Annotated in this window: 25 protein-coding genes; 13 read left to right on the top strand and 12 right to left on the bottom strand. The window is 44.5% G+C overall.

The window, feature by feature from the left end; translation table 11 throughout:
• The first annotated feature begins 13 nt into the window (after positions 1-13).
• The 4 genes from VQ00_RS07630 to VQ00_RS07615 are packed head-to-tail and all read left to right on the top strand — an operon-like array spanning position 14 to position 4,679.
• Positions 14-1,195, top strand: coding sequence for a galactokinase (locus tag VQ00_RS07630; RefSeq protein WP_046179558.1), 1,182 nt, complete (start codon positions 14-16; stop codon positions 1,193-1,195).
• Positions 1,192-2,193, top strand: a complete 1,002-nt coding sequence (gene galE, locus VQ00_RS07625) for a UDP-glucose 4-epimerase GalE (protein ID WP_046179557.1) — start codon at positions 1,192-1,194, stop codon at positions 2,191-2,193. The genes VQ00_RS07630 and galE overlap by 4 nt, the downstream gene beginning before the upstream one ends.
• Positions 2,190-3,668, top strand: coding sequence for a UDP-glucose--hexose-1-phosphate uridylyltransferase (galT, locus tag VQ00_RS07620; protein ID WP_046179556.1), 1,479 nt, complete (start codon positions 2,190-2,192; stop codon positions 3,666-3,668). The genes galE and galT overlap by 4 nt, the downstream gene beginning before the upstream one ends.
• A gap of 18 nt (positions 3,669-3,686) precedes the next feature.
• Complete coding sequence (locus VQ00_RS07615) at positions 3,687-4,679, top strand: LacI family DNA-binding transcriptional regulator (RefSeq protein ID WP_046179612.1); 993 nt, start codon at positions 3,687-3,689, stop codon at positions 4,677-4,679.
• 266 nt (positions 4,680-4,945) lie between these two features.
• Here the strand turns inward: VQ00_RS07615 and VQ00_RS07610 are convergent, their stop codons facing one another.
• The 4 genes from VQ00_RS07610 to VQ00_RS07595 all read right to left on the bottom strand — a co-directional run bounded on the left by VQ00_RS07610 (position 4,946) and on the right by VQ00_RS07595 (position 7,849).
• A complete protein-coding gene (locus VQ00_RS07610) occupies positions 4,946-5,674 on the bottom strand; it encodes an amino acid ABC transporter ATP-binding protein (protein ID WP_046179555.1) in 729 nt (242 codons plus the stop codon).
• The gene (locus tag VQ00_RS07605; RefSeq protein WP_046179554.1) at positions 5,671-6,315 is read right to left on the bottom strand and encodes an amino acid ABC transporter permease; all 645 of its coding nucleotides are present in this window, start codon (positions 6,313-6,315) and stop codon (positions 5,671-5,673) included. The genes VQ00_RS07610 and VQ00_RS07605 overlap by 4 nt, the downstream gene beginning before the upstream one ends.
• Before the next feature lie 65 nt (positions 6,316-6,380).
• Positions 6,381-7,166 carry a transporter substrate-binding domain-containing protein gene (locus VQ00_RS07600; protein WP_046179553.1) on the bottom strand — a complete coding sequence of 262 codons (786 nt, stop codon included), beginning with the start codon at positions 7,164-7,166 and terminating at the stop codon, positions 6,381-6,383.
• A 161-nt stretch (positions 7,167-7,327) separates the two neighbouring features.
• Positions 7,328-7,849, bottom strand: coding sequence for a type 1 glutamine amidotransferase domain-containing protein (locus VQ00_RS07595; protein WP_046179552.1), 522 nt, complete (start codon positions 7,847-7,849; stop codon positions 7,328-7,330).
• Between the two features lie 79 nt (positions 7,850-7,928).
• Here VQ00_RS07595 and VQ00_RS18070 point away from each other — a divergent pair, with 79 nt between their 5' ends.
• Positions 7,929-8,123, top strand: a complete 195-nt coding sequence (locus tag VQ00_RS18070) for a PadR family transcriptional regulator (RefSeq protein WP_281175914.1) — start codon at positions 7,929-7,931, stop codon at positions 8,121-8,123.
• Between the two features lie 282 nt (positions 8,124-8,405).
• Here VQ00_RS18070 and VQ00_RS07585 read toward each other — a convergent pair whose 3' ends face one another.
• Positions 8,406-8,828: a DoxX family protein gene (locus VQ00_RS07585; protein ID WP_046179551.1), complete on the bottom strand. Its 423-nt coding sequence runs from the start codon at positions 8,826-8,828 to the stop codon at positions 8,406-8,408.
• A 1-nt stretch (position 8,829) separates the two neighbouring features.
• Entirely contained in the window at positions 8,830-9,468 is a 639-nt protein-coding gene (locus tag VQ00_RS07580; protein ID WP_046179550.1) for an alpha/beta hydrolase, read from the bottom strand.
• A gap of 136 nt (positions 9,469-9,604) precedes the next feature.
• Between VQ00_RS07580 and VQ00_RS07575 the strand changes: the two genes are divergently transcribed.
• Positions 9,605-10,153 carry a helix-turn-helix domain-containing protein gene (locus tag VQ00_RS07575; RefSeq protein ID WP_046179549.1) on the top strand — a complete coding sequence of 183 codons (549 nt, stop codon included), beginning with the start codon at positions 9,605-9,607 and terminating at the stop codon, positions 10,151-10,153.
• A 58-nt stretch (positions 10,154-10,211) separates the two neighbouring features.
• Here the strand turns inward: VQ00_RS07575 and VQ00_RS07570 are convergent, their stop codons facing one another.
• A complete protein-coding gene (locus VQ00_RS07570; protein WP_046179548.1) occupies positions 10,212-10,538 on the bottom strand; it encodes a winged helix-turn-helix transcriptional regulator in 327 nt (108 codons plus the stop codon).
• 249 nt (positions 10,539-10,787) lie between these two features.
• On the opposite strand from VQ00_RS07570, the gene VQ00_RS07565 reads away from it, so the two are divergent.
• Entirely contained in the window at positions 10,788-11,993 is a 1,206-nt protein-coding gene (locus VQ00_RS07565; protein ID WP_046179547.1) for an MFS transporter, read from the top strand.
• A 38-nt stretch (positions 11,994-12,031) separates the two neighbouring features.
• Here the strand turns inward: VQ00_RS07565 and VQ00_RS07560 are convergent, their stop codons facing one another.
• From VQ00_RS07560 to VQ00_RS07545, 4 genes are all read right to left on the bottom strand, one after another.
• Entirely contained in the window at positions 12,032-12,334 is a 303-nt protein-coding gene (locus VQ00_RS07560; RefSeq protein ID WP_046179546.1) for a DUF3817 domain-containing protein, read from the bottom strand.
• Between the two features lie 233 nt (positions 12,335-12,567).
• Complete coding sequence (locus tag VQ00_RS07555; RefSeq protein ID WP_052728405.1) at positions 12,568-13,479, bottom strand: superoxide dismutase; 912 nt, start codon at positions 13,477-13,479, stop codon at positions 12,568-12,570.
• 99 nt (positions 13,480-13,578) lie between these two features.
• Positions 13,579-15,693 carry a heavy metal translocating P-type ATPase gene (locus tag VQ00_RS07550; RefSeq protein ID WP_046179545.1) on the bottom strand — a complete coding sequence of 705 codons (2,115 nt, stop codon included), beginning with the start codon at positions 15,691-15,693 and terminating at the stop codon, positions 13,579-13,581.
• Complete coding sequence (locus VQ00_RS07545) at positions 15,690-16,058, bottom strand: ArsR/SmtB family transcription factor (RefSeq protein ID WP_046179544.1); 369 nt, start codon at positions 16,056-16,058, stop codon at positions 15,690-15,692. The genes VQ00_RS07550 and VQ00_RS07545 overlap by 4 nt, the downstream gene beginning before the upstream one ends.
• 132 nt (positions 16,059-16,190) lie before the next feature.
• On the opposite strand from VQ00_RS07545, the gene VQ00_RS07540 reads away from it, so the two are divergent.
• Both VQ00_RS07540 and VQ00_RS07535 read left to right on the top strand, forming a co-directional pair.
• Positions 16,191-17,087: a cation diffusion facilitator family transporter gene (locus VQ00_RS07540; protein WP_046179543.1), complete on the top strand. Its 897-nt coding sequence runs from the start codon at positions 16,191-16,193 to the stop codon at positions 17,085-17,087.
• 27 nt (positions 17,088-17,114) lie between these two features.
• Positions 17,115-17,429 (top strand): YnfA family protein, encoded by a 315-nt coding sequence (locus tag VQ00_RS07535; RefSeq protein WP_216595826.1) that lies wholly within the window; start codon positions 17,115-17,117, stop codon positions 17,427-17,429.
• 42 nt (positions 17,430-17,471) lie between these two features.
• Here the strand turns inward: VQ00_RS07535 and VQ00_RS18065 are convergent, their stop codons facing one another.
• Complete coding sequence (locus tag VQ00_RS18065) at positions 17,472-17,576, bottom strand: four-helix bundle copper-binding protein (protein WP_082091505.1); 105 nt, start codon at positions 17,574-17,576, stop codon at positions 17,472-17,474.
• A 122-nt stretch (positions 17,577-17,698) separates the two neighbouring features.
• Between VQ00_RS18065 and VQ00_RS07530 the strand changes: the two genes are divergently transcribed.
• From VQ00_RS07530 to VQ00_RS07515, 4 genes are all read left to right on the top strand, one after another.
• Positions 17,699-18,988 (top strand): cell wall-binding repeat-containing protein, encoded by a 1,290-nt coding sequence (locus VQ00_RS07530; RefSeq protein ID WP_046179542.1) that lies wholly within the window; start codon positions 17,699-17,701, stop codon positions 18,986-18,988.
• Between the two features lie 77 nt (positions 18,989-19,065).
• On the top strand, positions 19,066-19,770 hold the full coding sequence (locus VQ00_RS07525) for a response regulator transcription factor (protein WP_046179541.1): 705 nt from the start codon (positions 19,066-19,068) through the stop codon (positions 19,768-19,770).
• On the top strand, positions 19,767-21,176 hold the full coding sequence (locus VQ00_RS07520; RefSeq protein ID WP_046179540.1) for a sensor histidine kinase: 1,410 nt from the start codon (positions 19,767-19,769) through the stop codon (positions 21,174-21,176). Before VQ00_RS07525 ends, VQ00_RS07520 begins: the two co-directional genes overlap by 4 nt.
• On the top strand, positions 21,163-21,375 hold the full coding sequence (locus VQ00_RS07515) for a hypothetical protein (protein WP_156154009.1): 213 nt from the start codon (positions 21,163-21,165) through the stop codon (positions 21,373-21,375). The genes VQ00_RS07520 and VQ00_RS07515 overlap by 14 nt, the downstream gene beginning before the upstream one ends.
• Positions 21,376-21,400: the final 25 nt, after the last annotated feature.

The raw sequence follows: 21,400 nt of genomic DNA, 5'->3' as shown, positions 1-21,400 counted from the left end.
AGGAGGCGCTTTCATGAAACTGAACCAATTAAAACAAACATTTGAAGAGGTCTTTGGACGACTGGCAGACCGGATCTTTTTTGCGCCGGGGCGGATTAATTTAATCGGGGAGCATACGGATTACAATGGCGGCCATGTTTTTCCGCTCGCGATCACATTTGGCACGTATGCATTGGCAGCAAAGCGAGAAGATGACCAGCTTCGCTTTTATTCAATTAATTTTGACAAGCAGGGTGTTATAGAAGGCTCGCTTCAAGGGCTCGAATACAAAGGGACGGATGGGTGGACGAACTATCCGAAAGGGATGACGAAACTGATGATCGAAGCAGGTTTTCCGATTGATTCAGGTTATGACGTACTATTTTACGGTAATATTCCGAATGGGGCAGGCCTTTCTTCTTCCGCATCCATTGAACTTGCTACGGGTGTTATGCTTGAAGGATTATTTGGGCTGGCGATAGACCGGATCGAGATGGTCAAAATCGGGCAGGAAGTTGAAAATGACTACATTGGTGTGAACAGCGGCATTATGGACCAGTTTGCGATTGGCATGGGAAAAGAGGGGGCGGCGATTTGGCTGGACTGCGAAACACTTGAATATGAATATGCGCCAATCGAGCTCCCGGACGCTAGCATTGTTATAATGAATACAAACAAGCGCCGCGAGCTTGCTTCATCCAAATACAATGAACGGCGCGGTGAGTGTGAAGAAGCGTTAAGCAGACTTCAAAAGCAAGTAAATGTAAAGTCGCTGGGCGAGCTGACACCAGAGCAATTTGAACAGCACCGGACAGCAATCGGGGATGCCGTTTTAGAGAAACGAGCGCAGCATGCGGTTTATGAAAATGCCCGGACGATTGAAGCACTGGACAAGCTGAAAGAAGGAGACGTGGAAGCAGTCGGCCAGCTCATGAATGAATCACATCGTTCATTGGAGCGGGACTATGAAGTGACGGGAAAAGAGCTTGACACACTTGTCTACGCAGCTTGGGAACAGCCTGGCGTTATCGGCGCCCGTATGACTGGGGCCGGATTTGGCGGCTGCGCCATTGCAATTGTGAAAGATGAGAATGTGGAATCGTTTATCAGGGAAGTTGGAAACCGGTATAAAGAAAAGTGCGGAATCGAAGCGGAATTTTACATGGCGAACATCGGTGGCGGTGCTCGTGAATTGATGAGGGAGGAAATGGAATGAGTATTGCAGTTGTAGGTGGAGCAGGGTATATCGGATCTCATGCGGTTCGAGCACTGATAGGACAAAATCGTGACGTAGTTGTGATCGACAGCCTCGAAACAGGACACGCGGAATCGGTACCGGATGGTGTTCAGTTTTACACAGGGGATATTCGGGACCGTCACTTTTTAAATAAAGTATTCGAACATGAACAAATTGAGCAGATTGTTCATTTTGCAGCGAACTCACTTGTTGGCGAGTCGATGGAAAATCCGTTGAAATACTATGATAATAACGTATTTGGCACACAGGTTTTGCTTGAAACGATGACTAAACATGGTGTGAAGCACATCGTCTTTTCATCATCTGCTGCGACATACGGCGAGCAAAAAGAGATGCCTATTATGGAAAAAGCGCAAACCGATCCGACAAGTGCATATGGCGAAACGAAGCTGGCGATGGAACGGATGATGAAGTGGTGTAATGCAGCGCATGGAACAAAGTTTGTTTCACTCCGCTATTTTAACGTGGCTGGTGCGAGTGAATCCGGTGTCATCGGAGAAGACCATAATCCGGAAACCCATTTAATTCCGGTCGTTTTGCAGGTGGCCAACGGGCAGCGCGAGCATATTACGATTTTTGGCGAAGATTATCCGACAGAAGATGGGACGTGCATTCGTGATTACATTCACGTTGAAGACTTAGTCGATGCCCATATTTTGGCGCTTGATTATTTAAAAGAAGGCGGCGAAAGCAACATTTTCAATTTGGGTTCCAACCAGGGCTTTTCAGTAAAAGAAATTGTGGAAACAGCCCGCACGGTTACCGGACAGACCATTCCGGTTGTCATCGGTGAAAAACGCGCGGGCGATCCGGCGGTTTTGATCGCTTCTTCCGAAAAAGCCCGGACGACGTTAGGCTGGTCTCCATCCCGAACAGACATTACAACGATTATTGAACACGCCTGGAATTGGCACAAACATCATCCACATGGCTATGAAGGGACGAATCAAGGATGATCTTTGCTTATGTGGAGGAGCTTATTTATAAAGCGCAAAAAGCGGGATTAATTGAAAAGCGTGATCATATGTACACAAGAAATCAGCTGCTCGCTTTATTAAAGAGAGATGATTTTACGGAACCTGTTAAGGATGTGTCTGATTTATCAATTCCGGATCTTGTGGAAGGGCTGACTGATGACGCAATTGAACGCGGGATTGTACAGCCATTTTTAGAAGATAAAGAGATTTTTGCGGCGGACATCATGAATATTTTTGTTTCCAAGCCGTCCCAAATTGCCGATATGTTTTGGGAAAGCTATCAAGCTTCTCCACAACAGGCAACCGATTTTTTTTACAACATGAGTAAATCGTCTAATTACATTCAAACAAAGCGGATTGCCAAAAATGTCTCTTATAAAGCCTCAACGGATTATGGAGAGATTGATATTACCATTAATTTGTCGAAGCCGGAAAAAGATCCAGCTGAAATCGCCCGGGCAAAATTGCGCCCGGAACCAGAAACAAATTATCCGAAGTGCCTGCTTTGTGTGGAAAATGAAGGATATGAAGGTCATGCGAATCATCCCGCTCGTGCCAATCACCGGATTATTCCGGCTGCGCTTAGCGGTGAAGAATGGTTTCTTCAATACTCTCCTTATTTGTATTACAATGAACATTGTATTTTATTATCAGGTGAACACCGCGATATGAAAATTGACCGGGCTGGATTTGACCGCCTCCTTGACTTTGTTCGTCAATTTCCACATTATTTCGCGGGGTCCAATGCCGACTTGCCGATTGTCGGCGGGTCTATTTTGACCCATGACCATTATCAAGGCGGCCGGTACGAATTCGCAATGGCGAGAGCGAGAGAAGATATGTCGTTTTCAATGGAACATTTTCCGACCGTGGAAGGCGTGACATTATACTGGCCAATGTCTGTTATCCGGCTGAAAAGTGAAGACCAAAGCGAGCTGGCGGCTGCCGCAGATCATGTGTTAACGAGCTGGAAAACGCATGATGACGAAGCGTGTGGCATTGAGTCTTTCACTGGGGAGACCCGCCACAATACGGTTACACCGATTGCGAGAAAGCGCGGCTCGCTGTATGAATTAGATTTAGTGCTGCGCAACAATCGGACAACGGACGAACATCCCCTGGGATTATTTCATCCACACGCGGACATTCATCACATTAAGCGTGAAAACATTGGGTTAATTGAAGTCATGGGGCTGGCGGTCCTGCCAGCTCGCTTAAAAGAAGATTTAGCCGCAGTGAAAGCTTTTGTTTCTGGTGGAATTGGGCAAGTGAAAGAAGAACATCAAGAATGGGCGGAAGAGCTGCGCAGTGTATATGATGGGCAAGAGAATGCAGAAGAATTCGTCCGTCAAGCGGTCGCCGCGAAATTTTTACGTGGCCTGGAAGACTGCGGCGTTTTCAAGCAAACGAAAGAAGGCAAAGCTGGATTCGTCCGTTTTTTAGAAAGACTTTAAACGATTGGAATGAAAAAAATGGCGACGATAAAAGATATCGCGGCACAGGCAGGTGTTTCGATCGCGACGGTGTCCCGGGTTCTCAATTATGATCCACAGTTGTCGGTGAGCGCGGAAACAAAGCAGAAAATTTTCGAAGCTGCCGAGAAGCTGGAGTACAAGAAAAAACGGACCGTTAAAAAAACAGCGCAGGAGACGGTGGCTCTCGTTCATTGGTATACGGAAGAAGAAGAGCTGAATGATTTGTATTATATGTCAATCCGTCTCGGTATTGAAAACAGCTGTCAGCAAAGAGGGCTTTATCTGCAAAAAGTGCTTTATGACGAACTAGACAGCCTGGAGACGGAGAAGATAACAGGCATTATCGCAGTCGGGAAATATAGCGAGAAACAGGTAGCAGTACTTAATAAGCTGGCAAGACGGCTTGTATTCGTCGATTTTTCGCCAGAAAGTGAAGCATTTGACAGTGTGGTCACGGATTTTGCCAAAGTAACGGAAAAAGCATTGAATTACCTCTGGAACAAAGGAATCCGCCGAATCGGCTATATTGGTGGACACGAACGATTTCAAGATAAATCCGGTCCGATTACGGATATGCGTGAGCAGACGTACGAGCAGTATATGACAGAAAAAGAGGCGCTGAATCGCGGAGATATGCTTGTCGGGACATACAGTGCATCCGATGGCTATAAGATGATGAAGACGTTTATTGAGCATCACCTGAACGATTTACCAACAGCATTTTTTGCGGCAAGTGATACGCTTGCCATTGGCGCGCTGCGTGCACTGAATGAAGCGCAAATTCGCATTCCGGAGCAGGTAAGCATCATCGGGGTCAACGATATTAGTGTATCAAAATACGTGTATCCTCCGCTTACAACGGTCAAAGTGCATACTGAGTTTATGGGTGAAACGGCCGTCGAACTGCTGGTCGAGAAGCTGAAAGAAGAGCGGATTGCGAAAAAAGTTGTCCTTCCATCGGAGTTAATTGTGAGAGGAACAACTTTTTAATCGTGGACAATGAACGATAAGGTAAAATCTTATTTTAACAAATAAAAATAAGTCTATTTTTTGATTTGGCAGAACGCTATTACGATTAAACTTCTCATTTTCCGGGAATCAAGCATGCTGCTTTTTTTTTCGGGAAATGAGAAGTTATTTGTACATAGTCTTCTTTTCTTGACGTAATGGAAGAGTCGAGGGAACCTTCTTAAAAATAAAAAATCTCAGCCGGTAAAAGTGAACGACCAGTTTTACACTTTCTTATTCCTACTGCCTTACAACACTTTGCTTAAAAAGGCTTTTGTACGTTCATGCTGTGGATTGCTGAATAACTGGATCGGTTCATTTTCCTCCACAATATACCCGCCGTCCATGAAAAGGACGCGATCGCCTACTTCACGGGCAAACCCCATTTCATGTGTGACGACAACCATCGTCATTCCTTCTTTTGCGAGTTGTTTCATTACTTCAAGTACATCTCCAACCATTTCAGGATCAAGGGCCGATGTTGGTTCATCAAACAGCATAATCTTTGGATTCATGGCGAGTGCACGCGCGATGGCGACACGCTGTTTCTGGCCGCCGGACAATTCCCCGGGATACTGCTGCGCTTTTTCACGCAAACCTACTTTTCCAAGCAAGGCGAGCGCGTTTTCCTTCACGCTTTCTTTTGAAAGAGAATGAACTTTAATAGGAGCAATCATGACATTTTCTAACACTGTTTTATGCGGAAACAAATTGAATTGCTGGAATACCATGCCGACCTGCTGCCGGACTTTATTAATGTTGATTTTTGGACTGGTAATATCCTGTCCGTTAATGATAACCTGTCCGCCGGTTATATCCTCAAGACGGTTTAAGCACCGCAGAAATGTACTTTTGCCTGATCCGGAAGGACCAATGACACACACTACTTCTCGCTCTTGAATTTCCGCATTAATGTCTTTCAACACTTCATTGGGACCGAATGACTTTTTTAAGTTTTTCACTGAGATTATACTCATCTTAATTCAAATCTCCTTTCCAGGAAATTAGCCAGCAGTGTTAACAAATAAATAATAATAAAATACAAGACACCGACTGTAATCCAGACACTGAATGCTTCAAAGGTAGCAGAAGCTTGAATTTGCCCTCTTTGGGTTAAATCGGCAATACCGATGACTGAAAGAAGGGAAGTATCTTTTAAACTGATGATGGACTGGTTCGTAATGGTTGGAAGCATTCTTCTAAACGCCTGTGGGAGAATAATAGAAACCATGTTTTGCGTGCTGGTCATTCCAAGCGAACGGGCTGCTTCTGTCTGGCCTTTATCAACAGATAGAATCCCAGCCCGGATAATTTCCGCAAAATAAGCACCTGCATTTATGGCTACTGTGACAATACCGGCTGTTGTATTATCCATTGAAAAAATTTGCAGCGAATTTAATCCGAAATAAATGAAAAACAACTGAACAATAAACGGTGTTCCACGAATAATATTAACGAATGCTTTAGCGATCCAATTTAAAATTTTAATTGGGGATAAACGAAACAAAGCGATAACGAGACCAATAGCAAATCCAAGAATAACAGCGACGATGAAAATATAAAGGGTGGTTTTAAGACCTTCCAGTAAGTACGGAAGGATTGTAATAATTGTATCCACGTACTTCAGCTCCTTTCATAAGAAAAACGCGCAAGGGAACTGCGCGCCCAACTTTTTAAAATCATTTATTCACCTAAATATTTGTTGATAATTTCATCATATGATCCGTCTTCTTTCATTTCTGCAAGACCTGTATTGATTTTTTCGAGCAATTCCGTATTTTCACCTTTTAGTACAGCAATTCCGTATTGATCACCATTCAAGCGGTCCCCAACGATTTTCAAACCAAGGTCTTTTTGGGCAATCGCGTAGGCAATAACCGGATAATCTTCAATCAGAACATCTGCATTTCCATTCGCTACTTCCTGGAACATCGCCGGGCTGTCATTAAATTGAACAACTTCAATGCCCAGTTTTTCCGTATTTTCTGTTGCATAAGTAGCACCTGTTGTGCCTTTTTTAACAGCAACTTTTTTGCCTTTTAAATCATCTGCCGACTCAATATCTGTATTGCCTTCTTGGACAACGAGAGAAAGACCTGCATCAAAATAAGGGTCTGAAAAGTCCACAACTTTCTTGCGGTCATCGGTAATACTCATTCCGGCAATGGCCACATCAAGCTGACCTGCCTGCATAGCGGGAATAATCCCTCCAAAGTCCATCGGTGAAAATTCAATTTCAAAGCCTTGCTTTTCCGCAATGGCAGTAATTAAATCAATGTCAATACCTGTGTATTCTCCATTCTCTTCGAATTCAAATGGAGGATAGGTTGTGTCAATCCCTACTTTATACACAGTGTTTTCGCCGCTTGAACCTGAACCTTCGTCTGAAGTTTCACTTTCACTATTGCCACAAGCAGCTAAAAAGAGAGTGAAAACCAGAAATAAACTAATCCACTTTAACTTCTTCATCTAACCCCGCCTTTTATATAATTTTTGTCTTTCATTATCATAAAGTAACAGATAAGAAATGTTGCCTTCTCTGTTAGATTATCTAACAATAATTGTGAAAAGGTATACAAATAAAAAGCAGTTATTTCATTTAGTTGAAAAGTATAGTATGAACAAGCCGGTCACTCAGCCAATTTATCGGCAAATGCTTTTACATAAGGAGGCAGGTCCGGCGGGCGTCGGCTGGAGATAATATGGCCGTCAACGATTACCGGATCATCATGCCATGTAGCGCCAGCATTTGTCATATCATCTTTAATACCCGGGGTACTAGTTACTCGTTTACCCTGTAAAATATTTGCTGAAACCAATACCCATCCTGCATGGCAAATTTGCCCGATTGGCTTTTTCGCTGCATCCATTGAACGGACAAAATCAAGAACTTCTGGGTAGCGGCGCAATTTATCCGGCGCCCAGCCGCCTGGCACAAGAATCGCATCGTAATCATCCACGTTGATCTCTTCAAATGAATACTCCGCTTCCGCCGGCACCCCGTACTTGCCAATGTATTTTTTCCCGGCTTTTTTGCCAACAAGATGCACCGTTGCTCCTTCTTCCTGAAGCCGCAAAATCGGGTACCACAGCTCTAAATCTTCAAATTCTTCTTCGACAAGCGCAATGACTTTTTTATCCTGTAGCCGCATCAAAATTCCTCCTCTATTTGTTTCTTTTAGTGTAACAGAGGCATGACGCATTCAAAAACGATAACCCCGGTATTTTGTTATACCAGATAAAGGAATTATTTACCTGGTGCTGATCCGGATGCAAAAAGAGGGGCTGGTGGAGACGACGATGAAAAAATCGCCAAGCGGCCCGAAGCGAAAGTATTATACGATTACCGGAAAAGGACAGGAAGAGCTGGTGGAGTTTAAAGAAAAATGGTTTGAGCTTTCATCGGCTATGAACCAGTTATTTTAATGGGATGGATGTACTGTCAGCGAAAAGCGAGCAACTTATCGATAATTTGTACTTATATTTATCGCTGCATCCATTTGGAGTAAAACGTGGTTCAGTATCATCATTCCACTTGTTATGTTTGGGCCGGCATTTTTTATGGAGCGGATTAATGCGAATGAGGAAACCATTTTATACGGTAGTGCCGCAGTGAGTATTATCGCATGTCTTTTCACTATTGTTTGGCCGATTTTTATGAAAGCGAAAAAACAACCGGAATGCTGATTCCGGTTGTTTTTCTTTTAGTTAGCGAGCTTCAATTGTTTCATCACTGTCTTTGCCAAAAAACTGATCAAGCGCCAAGAAAGAGCTGCCTGTCAAAGCAAGAGAAACCGACATCGCAAGCAAAGCAAGATCTAGTTCATAACCGGCCATTTGTCCATTTCCGAGAAAACCGGCTGCAAGTTTTACTTTAAAGATAGCGGCAACCATCACAACCGCTAATAGTGCGGAGAAAACACGCGTGCCGACGCCTAAAATAAGCGCCAAACCGCCAGCTGTTTCGATAAAAGCAACAGCATAAGCAAGCATGCCGGGCAGTCCGATACTGTCGAACCAGCCCGCTGTGTTGGCGATTCCCCCTTGAAATTTCACCACTCCATGAACAAAAAACGTAATTCCTAAAACAAGACGAATAATAAAAGTGCTCCATTCTGCATAACGATTCATATTAATTTTCTCCTCCATCATTAATGGCTTGAAACCATTGAATAAGATTTTTTTGTACAGCTTGTGACACAGCGTGGCCAGACGGATCGATGTGAAAGACCACATCAGCTTCGCGTTTCTCGAAGAATTTGGTATTCGCTTCTCCCCAAGACAGTGGGAAAATCGGATCTGTTTCGCCATGTGAAATAAATAGTGACAGCGGATAGGCTAGCTTCTCCGGATATGCCTCTTGAACGAAAGATGGAATATACCCGCTCAGCGCCGCTGCGCCTTTAATGCGCCCGTTTAATGAAAGACCGAGTGTCATCGCTAAAATAGCCCCCTGGCTAAAGCCCATCGTATAAAGGCACCCCGGATCAACCGGATAATGACTGCAGGCATAATCAATAAAATCCGTAATCTTTTCTACCGTTTCTTCAAATACGGGACGATGTGGATTGCCAAACCCTTGAATGGTGAAAAAAGCGAACCCGGGCGGCTGTGAAAGCGGACCGCGTATGCTAAACACGTAAACATCTTCAAGTTCATCCAGCAGAGGCAAAAGATCCTGCTCATTGCTTCCAAGACCATGCATTAAAAAAATAGCTGGATATTGTTTTCCTTCTTCCACATGAGCCGGTGTGCGAAGCGCATAATTCATATCATACAAACCTCCTTTGTTTTCTGATATGAATAATTATTTATTATAAGATAACAACTTTCGCTATAGAAAGTCAAGCGTTTTTTTGTTAATATGTAATTAAGTTTTCTATTAGTAAACAAAGAAGGAGATATTCATGGACATTGGATCAACTATTCGCGCCATTCGTAACAGAAAAAATATTACTATTGCCCAGATGAGCGAAGGAACAGGCTTATCCAAAGGGTTTATCAGCAATATGGAGAACAACAATACGTCACCTTCCATTCAATCGCTGCAGGCAGTGGCGCAGTTTCTTAACATTCCACTGCCTTATCTGCTTTTAGAAAAAGAACAGAAGATGAGGGTAGTCCGTAAAGAAGAGCGCCAATATACAACGTATTCAAAAGAAAAAATTAAAGTAGAGCATTTAACGTCTAAAGGGGGATTGACGATGCAGCGGGTTGAATTTCCGCCAGGAGCCTCAACGGGAGATGCCTCCCATGCCCACGAAGGAGAAGAATGCCACCTTGTACTGCAAGGAAAGATTTTAGCGGAGCAGGGAGAAGACTCGGTTGTACTTGAGGAAGGCGATGCCTTCAGCTGGAATGCGTGCGTGCCGCATTTTGTTCAAAACGTTGGAGAAGGTACCGCGATTGTGCTTATTGCCGTTTATACGGGCGGCGAGTCTGCGGATGTGCTATGAAGGTAAAGAAAAAAGCTGTCTCAATTTGTATTTGAGACAGCCTTTTTTCAGGTGAATATTATTGAACAACTTCCTCACCAGTCAATTCAATGTGCCCTTCACCCCAGGCGCACATCGCATCTAAAATCGGGCGGAGCGACCAGCCGTATTCGGTTAATGAATAAACAACTTTTGGCGGCACCTGTTCAAATACGGTTCGATTCACGACGCCGTCTGATTCAAGCTCACGCAGCTGCTGCGTGAGCATTTTTTGCGTAATGCCAGGCATTAACTTTTTTAGCTCACTCGTACGCTTTTCTCCTTTAATTAAATGGCACATAATGACGACTTTCCATTTACCGCCGATGACGTCGAGTGTCGCCTCAACCGGAATGTTGTAAGCCACGCTGTTTCCTCCTTATAGGCACTAAAAAGTACCTGCATTACTTTAAAGTACGTACTTCTCTTTTTGTTTGATTGCTTTCATAATAGCATACACAGGAATGAAACAAAAGATCATAAATGACTATAGGTACTTTAAAGTTCCTATGATACAAAAAAGTACGTACTTTTTATTTTGGATTTTACCATTCATAATGATCTTTACGAAGAGACGGCAAGGGCCCGCCGCTCTAAAAACAAGGAGGAATAAAAAATGAGTCAAACACTTCATGCATCTTCTACTCAAGAAAATGCTTCATCAAAAAGTACACTCGCCTTATGGGCACTAGCAATCAGTGCATTTGGAATTGGAACAACCGAATTTGTTCCGGTTGGACTGCTTGCTTCCATTGCGGACGATTTAAATATTGGGATTACAATGGCTGGGCTGTTAATTTCCGGCTATGCGGTCGGTGTTGCCGTTGGGGCACCTGTGCTGACTGCCTTAACGAACCGGATGAGCCGGAAATCGCTGCTTATGTCATTAATGGCTGTCTTTATTGTCGGAAATATCGTGGCAGCAACAGCTGCTTCGTTTGAAATATTAATTATTGCCCGCTTTATTACCGCGTTTTCACACGGTGTCTTTTTTTCCATTGGAGCAACGATTGCGGTGCAGCTTGTGCCTCCTCATAAAAAAGCGAGCGCAATTGCGTTAATGTTTACCGGCTTGACTGTTGCCACCGTCACAGGTGTTCCACTCGGCACGTTTATTGGTCAGACATTCGGCTGGCGGGCAACGTTCTGGGGTGTGGCGCTGCTTGGTGTTATATCAATTGTGGCAGTTGCCCTGTTAATGCCAAAAAATTTAAAACAGTCACCGCCGGCTAAGTTTTCGGATATGTTCCGTCTTATGACAAATAAAAATATAGTAATAGGGCTCGCGATTACTGCACTCGGGTACGGCGGCACATTCGTGGCGTTTACGTATTTAACACCGATTTTGCAGGATGTAACGGGCTTGAAACCTGGAATGATCAGCATTGTTCTGCTTGTATACGGGGTTGCAGTGGCGATCGGCAATGAAGTCGGCGGCAGGCTTGCCAATCACAATCCAGTTCATGCACTTTTTTGGATGTTTATCGCGCAGGCGGCCATTCTTGTAATTATGTCTTTCCTGATTCCGTTTAAAATTGCCGGGCTTATTGGGGTAATCTTAATGGGGCTCCTCGCATTTATGAATGTGCCCGGCCTTCAGTTATACGTTGTTCAGCTGGCAGAGAAATATGTCCCTTCCGCAGTGGACGTTGCTTCCGCGTTAAACATTGCTGCATTCAACATTGGCATCGCAGCCGGTGCAACGATCGGCGGACTTGTCGTTGATTCCATCGGTTTGGTCCATACGCCGTGGGTTGGCGGGATAATGGTTATGGGAGCGATTCTCTTAACCGCTCTATCGTCCAAATTAGAAAAAGAATAATAAAAAACAGAGTCCGGATTTATGTCCGGACTCTGTTTTTATCCATGTACTTTTTCAAGCTGATGCAGCTTTTTGTCCAAAATAAAATTGCCAAATGGAATAAACGCCACAATGACAGCTAGAATCGGCCAAATGAGGTTCCAGCGCGTTTTCAAAGTCACATAGGCAATGATGATACAGTACGTAATAAATAGTGCGCCGTGTATGGACCCGACGATGCGGACTGCTTCCGGAATATCAAACCAGTATTTCATCGGCATCGCAATAAATAAAAGAACAAGCAGCGAGATTCCTTCAAAATAGCCCGCAAACCGCAGCTTGCCAACAGTTGTTTTTAACATAAATGCCTCCAATATAGGGATATCGTTTCTTTAAGGATAGCGGATGCATGGACAGAATTCACGTTTTTCATTGACTGTTCACGAGATTGTCAGTCTTTTTTCAAAAGTTCAACTTCAACCGGGAAAATTGATTGTCTTACTAAATTTCTAGAACAAGAAAAAGGCAAAGAAGAGAAGTCTCCTATTTGCATGCAAAAAGACGGAAAGAAAAGCTATCTCTCCGTCTTTTTACTTTAATAAGGATGCCACATAATCTCTTTTGCTTTATTAAACCGCCGTTCAACTTCTTTCCAATTGACAATCTTCCACCAGGCATCAACATATTTAGCGCGCTCGTTTTTATATTGCAGATAATAGGCGTGTTCCCAAACATCTAAAACAAGTAGTGGAATAACATCCCATTGAGTCAGGTTCTGATGTTTTTCAGCCGTTAAAATCTCTAAACGATGAGAACGGGGAGACCAAACGAGAATCGCCCAACCGGCACCTTCTACATTTTTTGCTGCTTCTGAGAAGTGCTTTTTAAACTGCTCAAAGCTTCCAAAAGCTTCAGTTATTGCTCTGTTGAGGTCACCTGATGGGTTGCCTCCGCCATTCGGGCTCATAACTGTCCAAAAAATCGTGTGCAGGTAATGACCGGCACCGTGAAACGCTGCTTCTCGTTCCCAATGTTTAATTAAGCTGAAATCGCCGCTTTTACGTGCTTTTTGCATTTCCAGCTCTGCTTTATTAAGTCCGTCTACGTAGCTTTGGTGGTGCTTATCGTGATGAAGCTTCATAATTTCTTCTGAGATTACAGGCTCTAAGGCATTATATGCATAAGGAAGTGGAGGCAGGCGGTGCCCTCCGATTGGAACGACTTGATGTTTTTTACTTTTCTTCTGAGTGGGCGCTAATTCAGACGGACGTAATAAGAGATTGAGCTGAGCATATAAAGCTGCTGCCTTATTGCCTAGTGCTTGGTAACCCAGTTTCGGATTTTCTTTTTCTACTTCTTTTTTTAATGAAGAGAATGTCTTTTCCCATTGCTGTAAAGCCTTTTCGTCAACATGACCTGCTTTTTCCCGTACGGATTTCCAGTGGTGCTCAACCTCTTTACACCAATTCAATAAAGATATCTGATACGCTTTTTCATGTGAAAACACTTATTTTACCTCCTCCATGTGCCTTTTAACAGGTTATGAGCTAAAGATGATTAGTGTTAAAAAAAGCATGGAGGAAGTGTGGATCGCTTGATTTTTTCTTTATTTATATTTGGTTTTCATTAACCGCATTGAATTCAAGACGACAATTAACGTGGAGCCAACGTCAGCAAAAACCGCCATCCAAAGAGTGAGCCAGCCCGGGATAATAAGCAGCAGCGCCAGGAGCTTCAGGCCGAATGCAAACGCGATGTTCTGCTTGATGACGTGTAATGTTTTTCGGCTGAGCGCGATCGTATAAGGAAGCTTCTCCAAATCATCGGCCATGAGGGCAATATCGGCCGTTTCAAGTGCGGTGTCTGTTCCCGCGCCGCCCATGGCGATGCCGACAGAGGCACTGGCTAATGCCGGGGCATCGTTAATGCCGTCACCGACCATTGCGACATGTCCGTGTTGCGCTCGCAGTGATTTGATCACGTCCAGTTTATCTTGGGGCATGAGCTCTGCCTGCACGTCGGTTAGTCCAAGCTGTTTGCCAATGGAGGCACCGGCCGCTTTGTTGTCGCCTGTCAGCATGACCGTTTTTTCGATGCCGATTTTTTTTAGCTTTTGGATAATCGATAAGCTGCTGTCGCGCACTTGGTCCGCTACGGCTGTATAGCCTTTTATTTCTTCGCCGGTTCCAATCAGCATGACTGTTTTTCCTTGCGCCTGCAGCTGAGAAACGCTCTGCTGTACATGTTCGGGAATAGCCAGCATGTCTTCGAATAATTTTGGGCTGCCGATATAATAGACTGTGCCATTAATAGCCGCTTTGGCTCCTTTGCCGGTTAACGACTGGAAATCATCAGCTGTGTACAGCATTGCTTTTTCCGCAGCCGCTTTCCGGAGAATGGCGGATGCGAGCGGGTGCTGGGAAAACGTCTCAAGCGCCGCAGCAACGGACAAAAGTTCATGTTCGGTCATATCAGACAATGAAGCAATATCCGTCACTTCCGGTTTTCCTTCTGTTAACGTGCCCGTTTTATCAAATGCGACAACCTTCAAACGGCCTGTTTCCTCCAAATGAATACCGCCTTTAATCAAGACGCCATTTTTAGCTGCGTTTCCGATCGCTGTTACAATGGCGACGGGTGTTGAAATAACAAGGGCGCACGGACAGCCGACAACGAGAACGGCAAGGCCGCGATAAATCCATTCAGACCAGCCGCCTCCTATGAAAAGAGGAGGAAGAACCGCAACGAGAAGGGCGATACCCATAATAGCGGGTGTATAATATTTCGCGAAGCGGTCGACGAATGCTTGAGACGGAGCGCGTTCTGCCTGTGCCTCTTCGACTAAGTGAATGATTTTTGCAATGGTTGTGTCTTCAGCAAGCTTTGTGACACGCACTTCTAAAAATCCTTCTTCATTAAGCGACCCAGCAAACACTTCATCGCCTGTTTTTTTATGAACGGGGATCGATTCACCTGTAATAGCTGCTTGGTTAATGGATGACTGGCCTTTGATCACTTCGCCATCCATCGCCACTTTCTGACCGGGTTTAATGATCATCGTGTCGCCAACTTGAATGTCTTCGACGGCAATCTGGAACTCCTGATTGCCCCGTTTAATAAGGGCGGTATCCGGCGCAATGTCCATGAGGGAGCGGATCGACTGGCGGGCTTTGTCCATTGAGTAGCCTTCGAGCGTTTCGCTTAACGCAAACAGAAAAACGACAACAGCGCCTTCTCCCCATTCTCCGATGATCGCCGCACCGATAATGGCGACCGTCATAAGCGTTTTCATATCAAATTCAAATCGTACTAAGTTTTTCAAGCCGACTTTAAATAAATCATAGCCGCCAATTAAAATCGAAAGCGCAAAGATCGTGATTGTCACAAGGCTGCTTTCGCCGGCAGAAAAGGTGGAAATATAGCCAAAGATTAGAAAAAACAGCGAGACCATTGTGTTTTTGTTTTCGCGCTTTTGCCAGAACGGAACTTTTTCTTCGTTGAATTTTTCACGCTCTGGGTACACTTTAATGCCGTCAAACGCGCCGGCGGCTTCGAGTTGTTCAACAGATGCATCGCCGACGATCGCAACTTTTGATGCACCAAAATTCAGCTGGACATCTTCAACCGTTTGGATATCGCGAATATTTTTTTCAAACTTGGCAGCGCAATTGGCACACGACAAGCCTTGAAGCCGGTAAACATGCTTTGTTTCTTCACTCATCGCCTCCAGTCCTCTCTGGCATGCTCAAGTGCAATGCTGACCAGCTGGTGAACATGATTGTCTTTTACAGAGTAATAAACCATTTTTCCTTCTTTTCGGTACTTAGCAAGCCCCATGTTGCGGAGCAGGCGCAAATGGTGAGAAGCCGTTGCTGTGGTGGAGCCAATAATTTCGGCCACATCACACACACAAAGTTCCTCTTCAATCGTCAGCGCGTAAACAATTTTCAAGCGGGTTGCGTCCGATAAGGCTTTAAAAAGCAATTCAACGCCGCTTACATCTTCTATTTTCGACTGAACACGTCCGACTACATCTTCGTTAAAACAATTGGTTTCACATGTATCATTAACGGGTTTTACGGTCATTCCGCCACCTCATTCAAATAGTTGTTTGATTGTCTATATTTAGTGTATGATGGGGGTGAAAAAAAGTCAATCACACATTCAAATGATTATTTGAATATAAATAAAGAAAGGCCAAAAGGAGTGTGAAATGTGATGGGACATTCTCATGATCATCATCACCATGGAAGCAATAATAAATCAGCGTTAAAATGGGCGTTTTTCCTAATTGCTTCTTTTATGATTGTCGAGGTCATTGGCGGTATTTTAACAAACAGTTTGGCGCTCATGTCCGATGCGGGGCATATGCTGAGCGATGCCGCAGCGCTTGGTCTCAGCTATGCGGCGATGACATTAGGTGAAAAGGCAGCCTCCAGCAAAAAAACATACGGCTACAAGCGGTTTGAAATTTTAGCGGCGTTTATTAATGGAATCACATTAATCGCCATCTCGGTTTATATCTTTTTTGAAGCATACCAGCGGCTTATGAATCCCCCGGAAGTGGTTAGTACAGGAATGCTCGTTATTTCGACACTTGGACTGGTCGTGAATATCGCAGCGGCATTTATCCTGATGAGAGGGGATAAAGATGAAAACCTTAATGTCAGAAGCGCTTTTCTTCATGTGTTAGGCGATCTGCTTGGTTCGGTCGGCGCCATTTTGGCCGCGCTGCTTATTTTATTTTTCGGCTGGAATATCGCCGATCCGATCGCGAGTATCATTGTGGCCGTTTTGATTATTATAAGCGGGTGTCGGGTCGCACGGGATTCAGTTCACATTTTGATGGAGGGGGCACCGTCTAATATCGACTCCGACAACGTAAAAGAGAAGCTTCTCTCATTACATGAAGTCCAAAGTGTTCACGACCTGCATATTTGGTCTATTACATCTGATTTTCCGGCGATCAGCTGTCATTTGGTCGTAAAAGAAAGTGAAGACGAGCAGATGGTTCTTTCAAAAGCAAAAAAAATGCTGCACGATGAATTTGAGCTGCATCATGTGACCATTCAAATTGATAAAGAAGGAATCGCGGGCTGCGAAACTTGCAATTAAGAAAGTGTGAGAAAAGTGCTGTATTCAATGATGATGTTTTTATTAGCCGGCTTGGCGGAAATCGGCGGTGGCTATCTTATCTGGCTTTGGCTCAGAGAAGGCAGGCCATTTACGTGGGGAATTGTTGGCGGTGTCGCGTTAGCATTATATGGGGTCATTGCAACGTTTCAAACATTTCCTTCATTTGGCCGTGTTTACGCTGCTTACGGCGGTGTGTTTATTGTTTTGTCCGTTTTATGGGGATGGGGTGTCGACAAAAAAGCACCGGATCTGTACGATTGGATTGGAGCAGGCATCTGCCTCGTCGGTGTAGCAGTTATGCTTTGGGCACCGCGGCATTAAGAAAAAGAAAAAAAGCTGGAGAAAAATCCCTCCGGCTTTTTTCTATTTCACATCTGCTTCCTGCAGGCATTGATCAAAACATGTGTTGCACGCTTCTAAGCACTTCAGACAAGCTTGAATACACTCTTTTACATGTTGTTCGTTCATCCCAATTCCTTCTTCTTTTAACCGTCTCCTTTTTCTTTACACACAAAAAACAAAATCCATAGATTCTGCACATTTCCCAGGTACAGTAAAAGAAAACACCTACATGAATGGGGGAAATGAACATGAAAAAAGCATTTAAAGGACTGGTTTTAACCGCAGCACTTTCAACAGCGCTTGCAGCATGCAGCAAAGATGAAACAGACAAGATGGACGGCATGGATCATGAAAATATGAATCATGAAAACACGGATAAAAATATGGGAAATTCGCAAGGAAGCACTGAAGTCTCCAATGATATGCTTGCTCAATTTGCGGCTGCGCCGGAGACGATGAACGAAAACGCGGCGGAAAATGTGCAGGTCATGAATACAAAAAACACAACGCGTCTTGACGCACAGGACCCGGTGCGGGCATCTGTTCTTGTATCGCAGACGATTTGGCCGGCAACACACACAGAAAGCCAGCCGGGCACGGTTATTTTAGTACCGGATGACAGCTGGCAAATAACCTTGGCAGCGGCAGACCTCATTCATCATCCAAACAACGGACCTATACTGGTTACCGATAAAAATGAATTATCAACGGATACATTAAATGAAATCAAGCGGCTTAACCCAAAAGGCAATGAAGAAGGCACGCAGGTGATGATCATGGGCGACTTATCGGAAGGGGTAAAAAGCCAGCTTGAAGGCTTTCAAGTAGAAGCGATAGAAGAAACGGACCCGGCCCAGTTTGCGGCGGCTGTTGATGAAAAATATGCATCCGTTTCAGGAGACAAGTATCCGGAAAGCGTAATTATCGTCTCAGCGGACGAAGTAGCAAAAGCTTTCTCCATCCCTGCTATTAACTGGATTGCCCATATGCCGGAGCCGGTTCTGTACGTGACGAAAGGCGGGATTCCGGAAGCAACAAAACAAGCGCTTGGGCAGCGTGAAAATGCGTCGCTTTATTTACTCGGACCGGATTCAGTTATTTCAAAAGAAATTGAAACAGAACTGAATGAATATGGGAAGGTGACGAGAATCGCAGGAGAAGACCCGGTATCAACTTCCATTGAATTTGCCAAATTTAAAGATGAAGAAACATCATTTGGCTGGGGATTAACCGAGCCTGGTCACGGTGTATCGTTTGTTTCGAGCGCGACACCCGATTTAGCGCTGGCGGCCGCTCCATTTTCCCATTTAGGCAAACATGCGCCGGTTTTATGGCTTGAAGAAGGGAAAGTAACGGAACCGGTCTATGACTTCCTTGCCACGATCAAGCCAACGTTTGAAGAAGATCCGACGCAGGGTCCGTACAATCATGGATTTATTGCTGGCGGACAGGATTCTATTTCATTTGAAACACAAGGTATTCTGGATGATAAGCTGGAAATTGTGCAGGCGGACGGCGAAGGGCATGGCAGTCACTAACAAGCACCTGATTATGCAGGCAGGCTTGAATCGTACTACACTTGTAGTAACCGGTACACGATAAGGGGTATGGACAGATGAAAAAATCGATTTTGATTGTCGATGATGAATGGGAAATGAGAAACCTGCTTGCGATTCACTTAAAAAAAGAGTACGACGTAACAGAGTGTGCCAGCGGAAAAGAAGCCGTTTTAGTTATTCAAAAACGGACGGTTGACTTGATTTTGCTTGATGTCATGATGCCGGACATGGACGGCTGGGAAACGTGCCGGGTGATTAGAGAGCGCCATGCAATGCCGATTTTAATGCTGACGGCGAGAAATGAAGTGAAGGATAAAGTACGGGGACTGGAAATCGGGGCGGATGATTATTTAGTGAAGCCCTTTGATCCGGAAGAGCTGTTGGCGAGAGTGAAAGCCCTGCTTCGACGCTCTGATGTGCAAACGCCGCTTTCAGAGGACAGCCCGGTTACATTTGGCAATGGTTTTTTTACGATCAACCGGCAAAGCTATGAAGTATTCATAAATGGAGAAAAGCTGGATTTAACGCCAAAAGAGTACGAATTTATTGAAACGCTCGCCCTCAGTCCGAAACGCGTATTTACACGTGATATGCTGCTGGACCGCTTGTGGGGATTTGCGGACCGCCGTGATACGCGGACGGTAGACAGCCATGTAAAAAACATCCGGACCAAAATTCGCGAGGCCGGCACACGATATGATCCGATTCAAACCGTATGGGGCGTCGGCTATAAATTTCAAGAACCGGGGCAGCCATCATGAAATGGAACAGTATTACAGTCAAGCTCGGGGGCAGTATTATCGTGCTGTTTCTGGTCGTATTGCTTCCGCTTATGTATACGATTGATCAACTATTTACGTCGTTTTACACAAATCAGCAGCAAAAGCAGACCGAATATTTTGCCGGCCAGTATTCAGCAATGATTACGGACGTGGAAGATGTGAATTCGTACCATATGTTTGATATGCTGTCCGATTTAATCAATGCTGATTTCCTCATTTTTAACAAAGAAGGGGTCATTTTGCGTTCAACTGCAGGCGCCTCCTTTCAAGAAGGAAGCCGTGTCATGACCGAATTATTTGCTCCGATCGCACAAAACCGGTCTGTCGGGCTTGAGTATACATCGTCCGCACAGCCGCTTTTTTTAGCCGGGAAACCAATTGTTATAGATGGTGAAGTGAACGGCGGCCTGGTTGTTGCATCCAATATGGACGGTGTGCAGCAATCGATTAAGGAAGTCAGAAAATGGCTGTTCGTCTCTGCTGTCGGCGCGCTGTTGATCGCTGTGGGTTTCACGTATTTTATTTCGCGGCGTCTGGCCTCACCGCTTTTGCAAATGGAAAAAGCGGCACGCGACATGGCGCGCGGAAAATTATCGACGGTGCTGCCTGTTACGACAAGAGATGAAGTGGGCACATTGGCTGTTGCCATTAATGACCTTGGACGAGAGCTGAAGCAATACAGGACGAGCCGAAGTGAGTTTTTCGCCAACATTTCACATGAACTGCGGACACCAATTTCGTATATTAAAGGGTATTCGGAAGTGCTCAGAAAAGGCATGATAGAAAACGAAGCGGAAAAACAGCAGTATGCGGCCATTATTGAAGACGAGTCAAAACGACTGACAGCACTGATTAATGATTTGTTTGAGCTGGCCAAAATGGAAGAAGGAAAATTGGATCTGCATCCGGAATGGGTTGAAGTGGATGATGTATTGAAAAGCGCTATCGCCAAAGCCAGACTGAAGGCATCAGAAAAAAAGATCGATGTTATTTTAGACACTTCCAGTGAGTTATTGAAGCTCCACATTGATCCGATCCGGCTTGAACAGGCCGTTTTGAATATCGTTGAAAATGCGATCCGGTACAGTGAAGTGGAAACAAATATTCACATCTACACGCGTACCAAAAAGAGCCGATTTATTCTTTTCGTGAAGGACGAAGGAATGGGGATTCAAGAAGAAGATATGCCTTTTATTTTTGAACGGTTTTACCGGGTGGAAAAATCCCGTTCCCGCGCATCCGGAGGGACAGGGCTTGGGCTTGCGATTGTGAAAGATCTTGTTGAGCGATTAAATGGGGATATTCAAGTCGAAAGTGAAATAGGGAAAGGAACGGAATTTATTTTATCTTTTCCATTGGAACGGAATGCAGGTGAAGAAAAATGAAAAAGATGCTTCCCGCATTTTTTATTTTACTGGGCATCGGCTGTATGACGTTATCCAGCACCGCTTTTCATACCCGTTATCTTGGGCATTATCGAATGGAATCGCTTCTCTGTATTTGTTTGTTTTTGATTGTACCGGTGATGCCGGCCTTTTTGTTCAAGCGATTTTCGAAAAAAACGAAAAAGGAATAGAGACGTAAGCAAAATGCTTTACATACGATAGGG

The organism is Domibacillus tundrae (assembly GCF_000970675.1).
Taxonomy (GTDB): Bacteria; Bacillota; Bacilli; order Bacillales; family Domibacillaceae; genus Domibacillus; species Domibacillus tundrae.
Note: the sequence above shows the minus strand (reverse complement) of the source record. Positions and strands in the feature narration are given on the sequence as shown.

Coding starts and splice junctions, on each gene's coding strand:
- VQ00_RS07575 (WP_046179549.1), top strand. CDS start 9,605: ATGGACATTGGATCAACTATTCGCGCCATTCGTAACAGAAAAAATATT.
- galT (WP_046179556.1), top strand. CDS start 2,190: ATGATCTTTGCTTATGTGGAGGAGCTTATTTATAAAGCGCAAAAAGCG.
- VQ00_RS07540 (WP_046179543.1), top strand. CDS start 16,191: ATGGGACATTCTCATGATCATCATCACCATGGAAGCAATAATAAATCA.
- VQ00_RS07520 (WP_046179540.1), top strand. CDS start 19,767: ATGAAATGGAACAGTATTACAGTCAAGCTCGGGGGCAGTATTATCGTG.
- VQ00_RS07580 (WP_046179550.1), bottom strand. CDS start 9,468: ATGAATTATGCGCTTCGCACACCGGCTCATGTGGAAGAAGGAAAACAA.
- VQ00_RS18065 (WP_082091505.1), bottom strand. CDS start 17,576: ATGAACGAACAACATGTAAAAGAGTGTATTCAAGCTTGTCTGAAGTGC.
- VQ00_RS07535 (WP_216595826.1), top strand. CDS start 17,115: ATGATGATGTTTTTATTAGCCGGCTTGGCGGAAATCGGCGGTGGCTAT.
- VQ00_RS07600 (WP_046179553.1), bottom strand. CDS start 7,166: ATGAAGAAGTTAAAGTGGATTAGTTTATTTCTGGTTTTCACTCTCTTT.
- VQ00_RS07595 (WP_046179552.1), bottom strand. CDS start 7,849: ATGCGGCTACAGGATAAAAAAGTCATTGCGCTTGTCGAAGAAGAATTT.
- galE (WP_046179557.1), top strand. CDS start 1,192: ATGAGTATTGCAGTTGTAGGTGGAGCAGGGTATATCGGATCTCATGCG.
- VQ00_RS07610 (WP_046179555.1), bottom strand. CDS start 5,674: ATGAGTATAATCTCAGTGAAAAACTTAAAAAAGTCATTCGGTCCCAAT.
- VQ00_RS07585 (WP_046179551.1), bottom strand. CDS start 8,828: ATGAATCGTTATGCAGAATGGAGCACTTTTATTATTCGTCTTGTTTTA.
- VQ00_RS07615 (WP_046179612.1), top strand. CDS start 3,687: ATGGCGACGATAAAAGATATCGCGGCACAGGCAGGTGTTTCGATCGCG.
- VQ00_RS07560 (WP_046179546.1), bottom strand. CDS start 12,334: ATGTTAAAAACAACTGTTGGCAAGCTGCGGTTTGCGGGCTATTTTGAA.
- VQ00_RS07525 (WP_046179541.1), top strand. CDS start 19,066: ATGAAAAAATCGATTTTGATTGTCGATGATGAATGGGAAATGAGAAAC.
- VQ00_RS07550 (WP_046179545.1), bottom strand. CDS start 15,693: ATGAGTGAAGAAACAAAGCATGTTTACCGGCTTCAAGGCTTGTCGTGT.
- VQ00_RS07545 (WP_046179544.1), bottom strand. CDS start 16,058: ATGACCGTAAAACCCGTTAATGATACATGTGAAACCAATTGTTTTAAC.
- VQ00_RS07565 (WP_046179547.1), top strand. CDS start 10,788: ATGAGTCAAACACTTCATGCATCTTCTACTCAAGAAAATGCTTCATCA.
- VQ00_RS07630 (WP_046179558.1), top strand. CDS start 14: ATGAAACTGAACCAATTAAAACAAACATTTGAAGAGGTCTTTGGACGA.
- VQ00_RS07530 (WP_046179542.1), top strand. CDS start 17,699: ATGAAAAAAGCATTTAAAGGACTGGTTTTAACCGCAGCACTTTCAACA.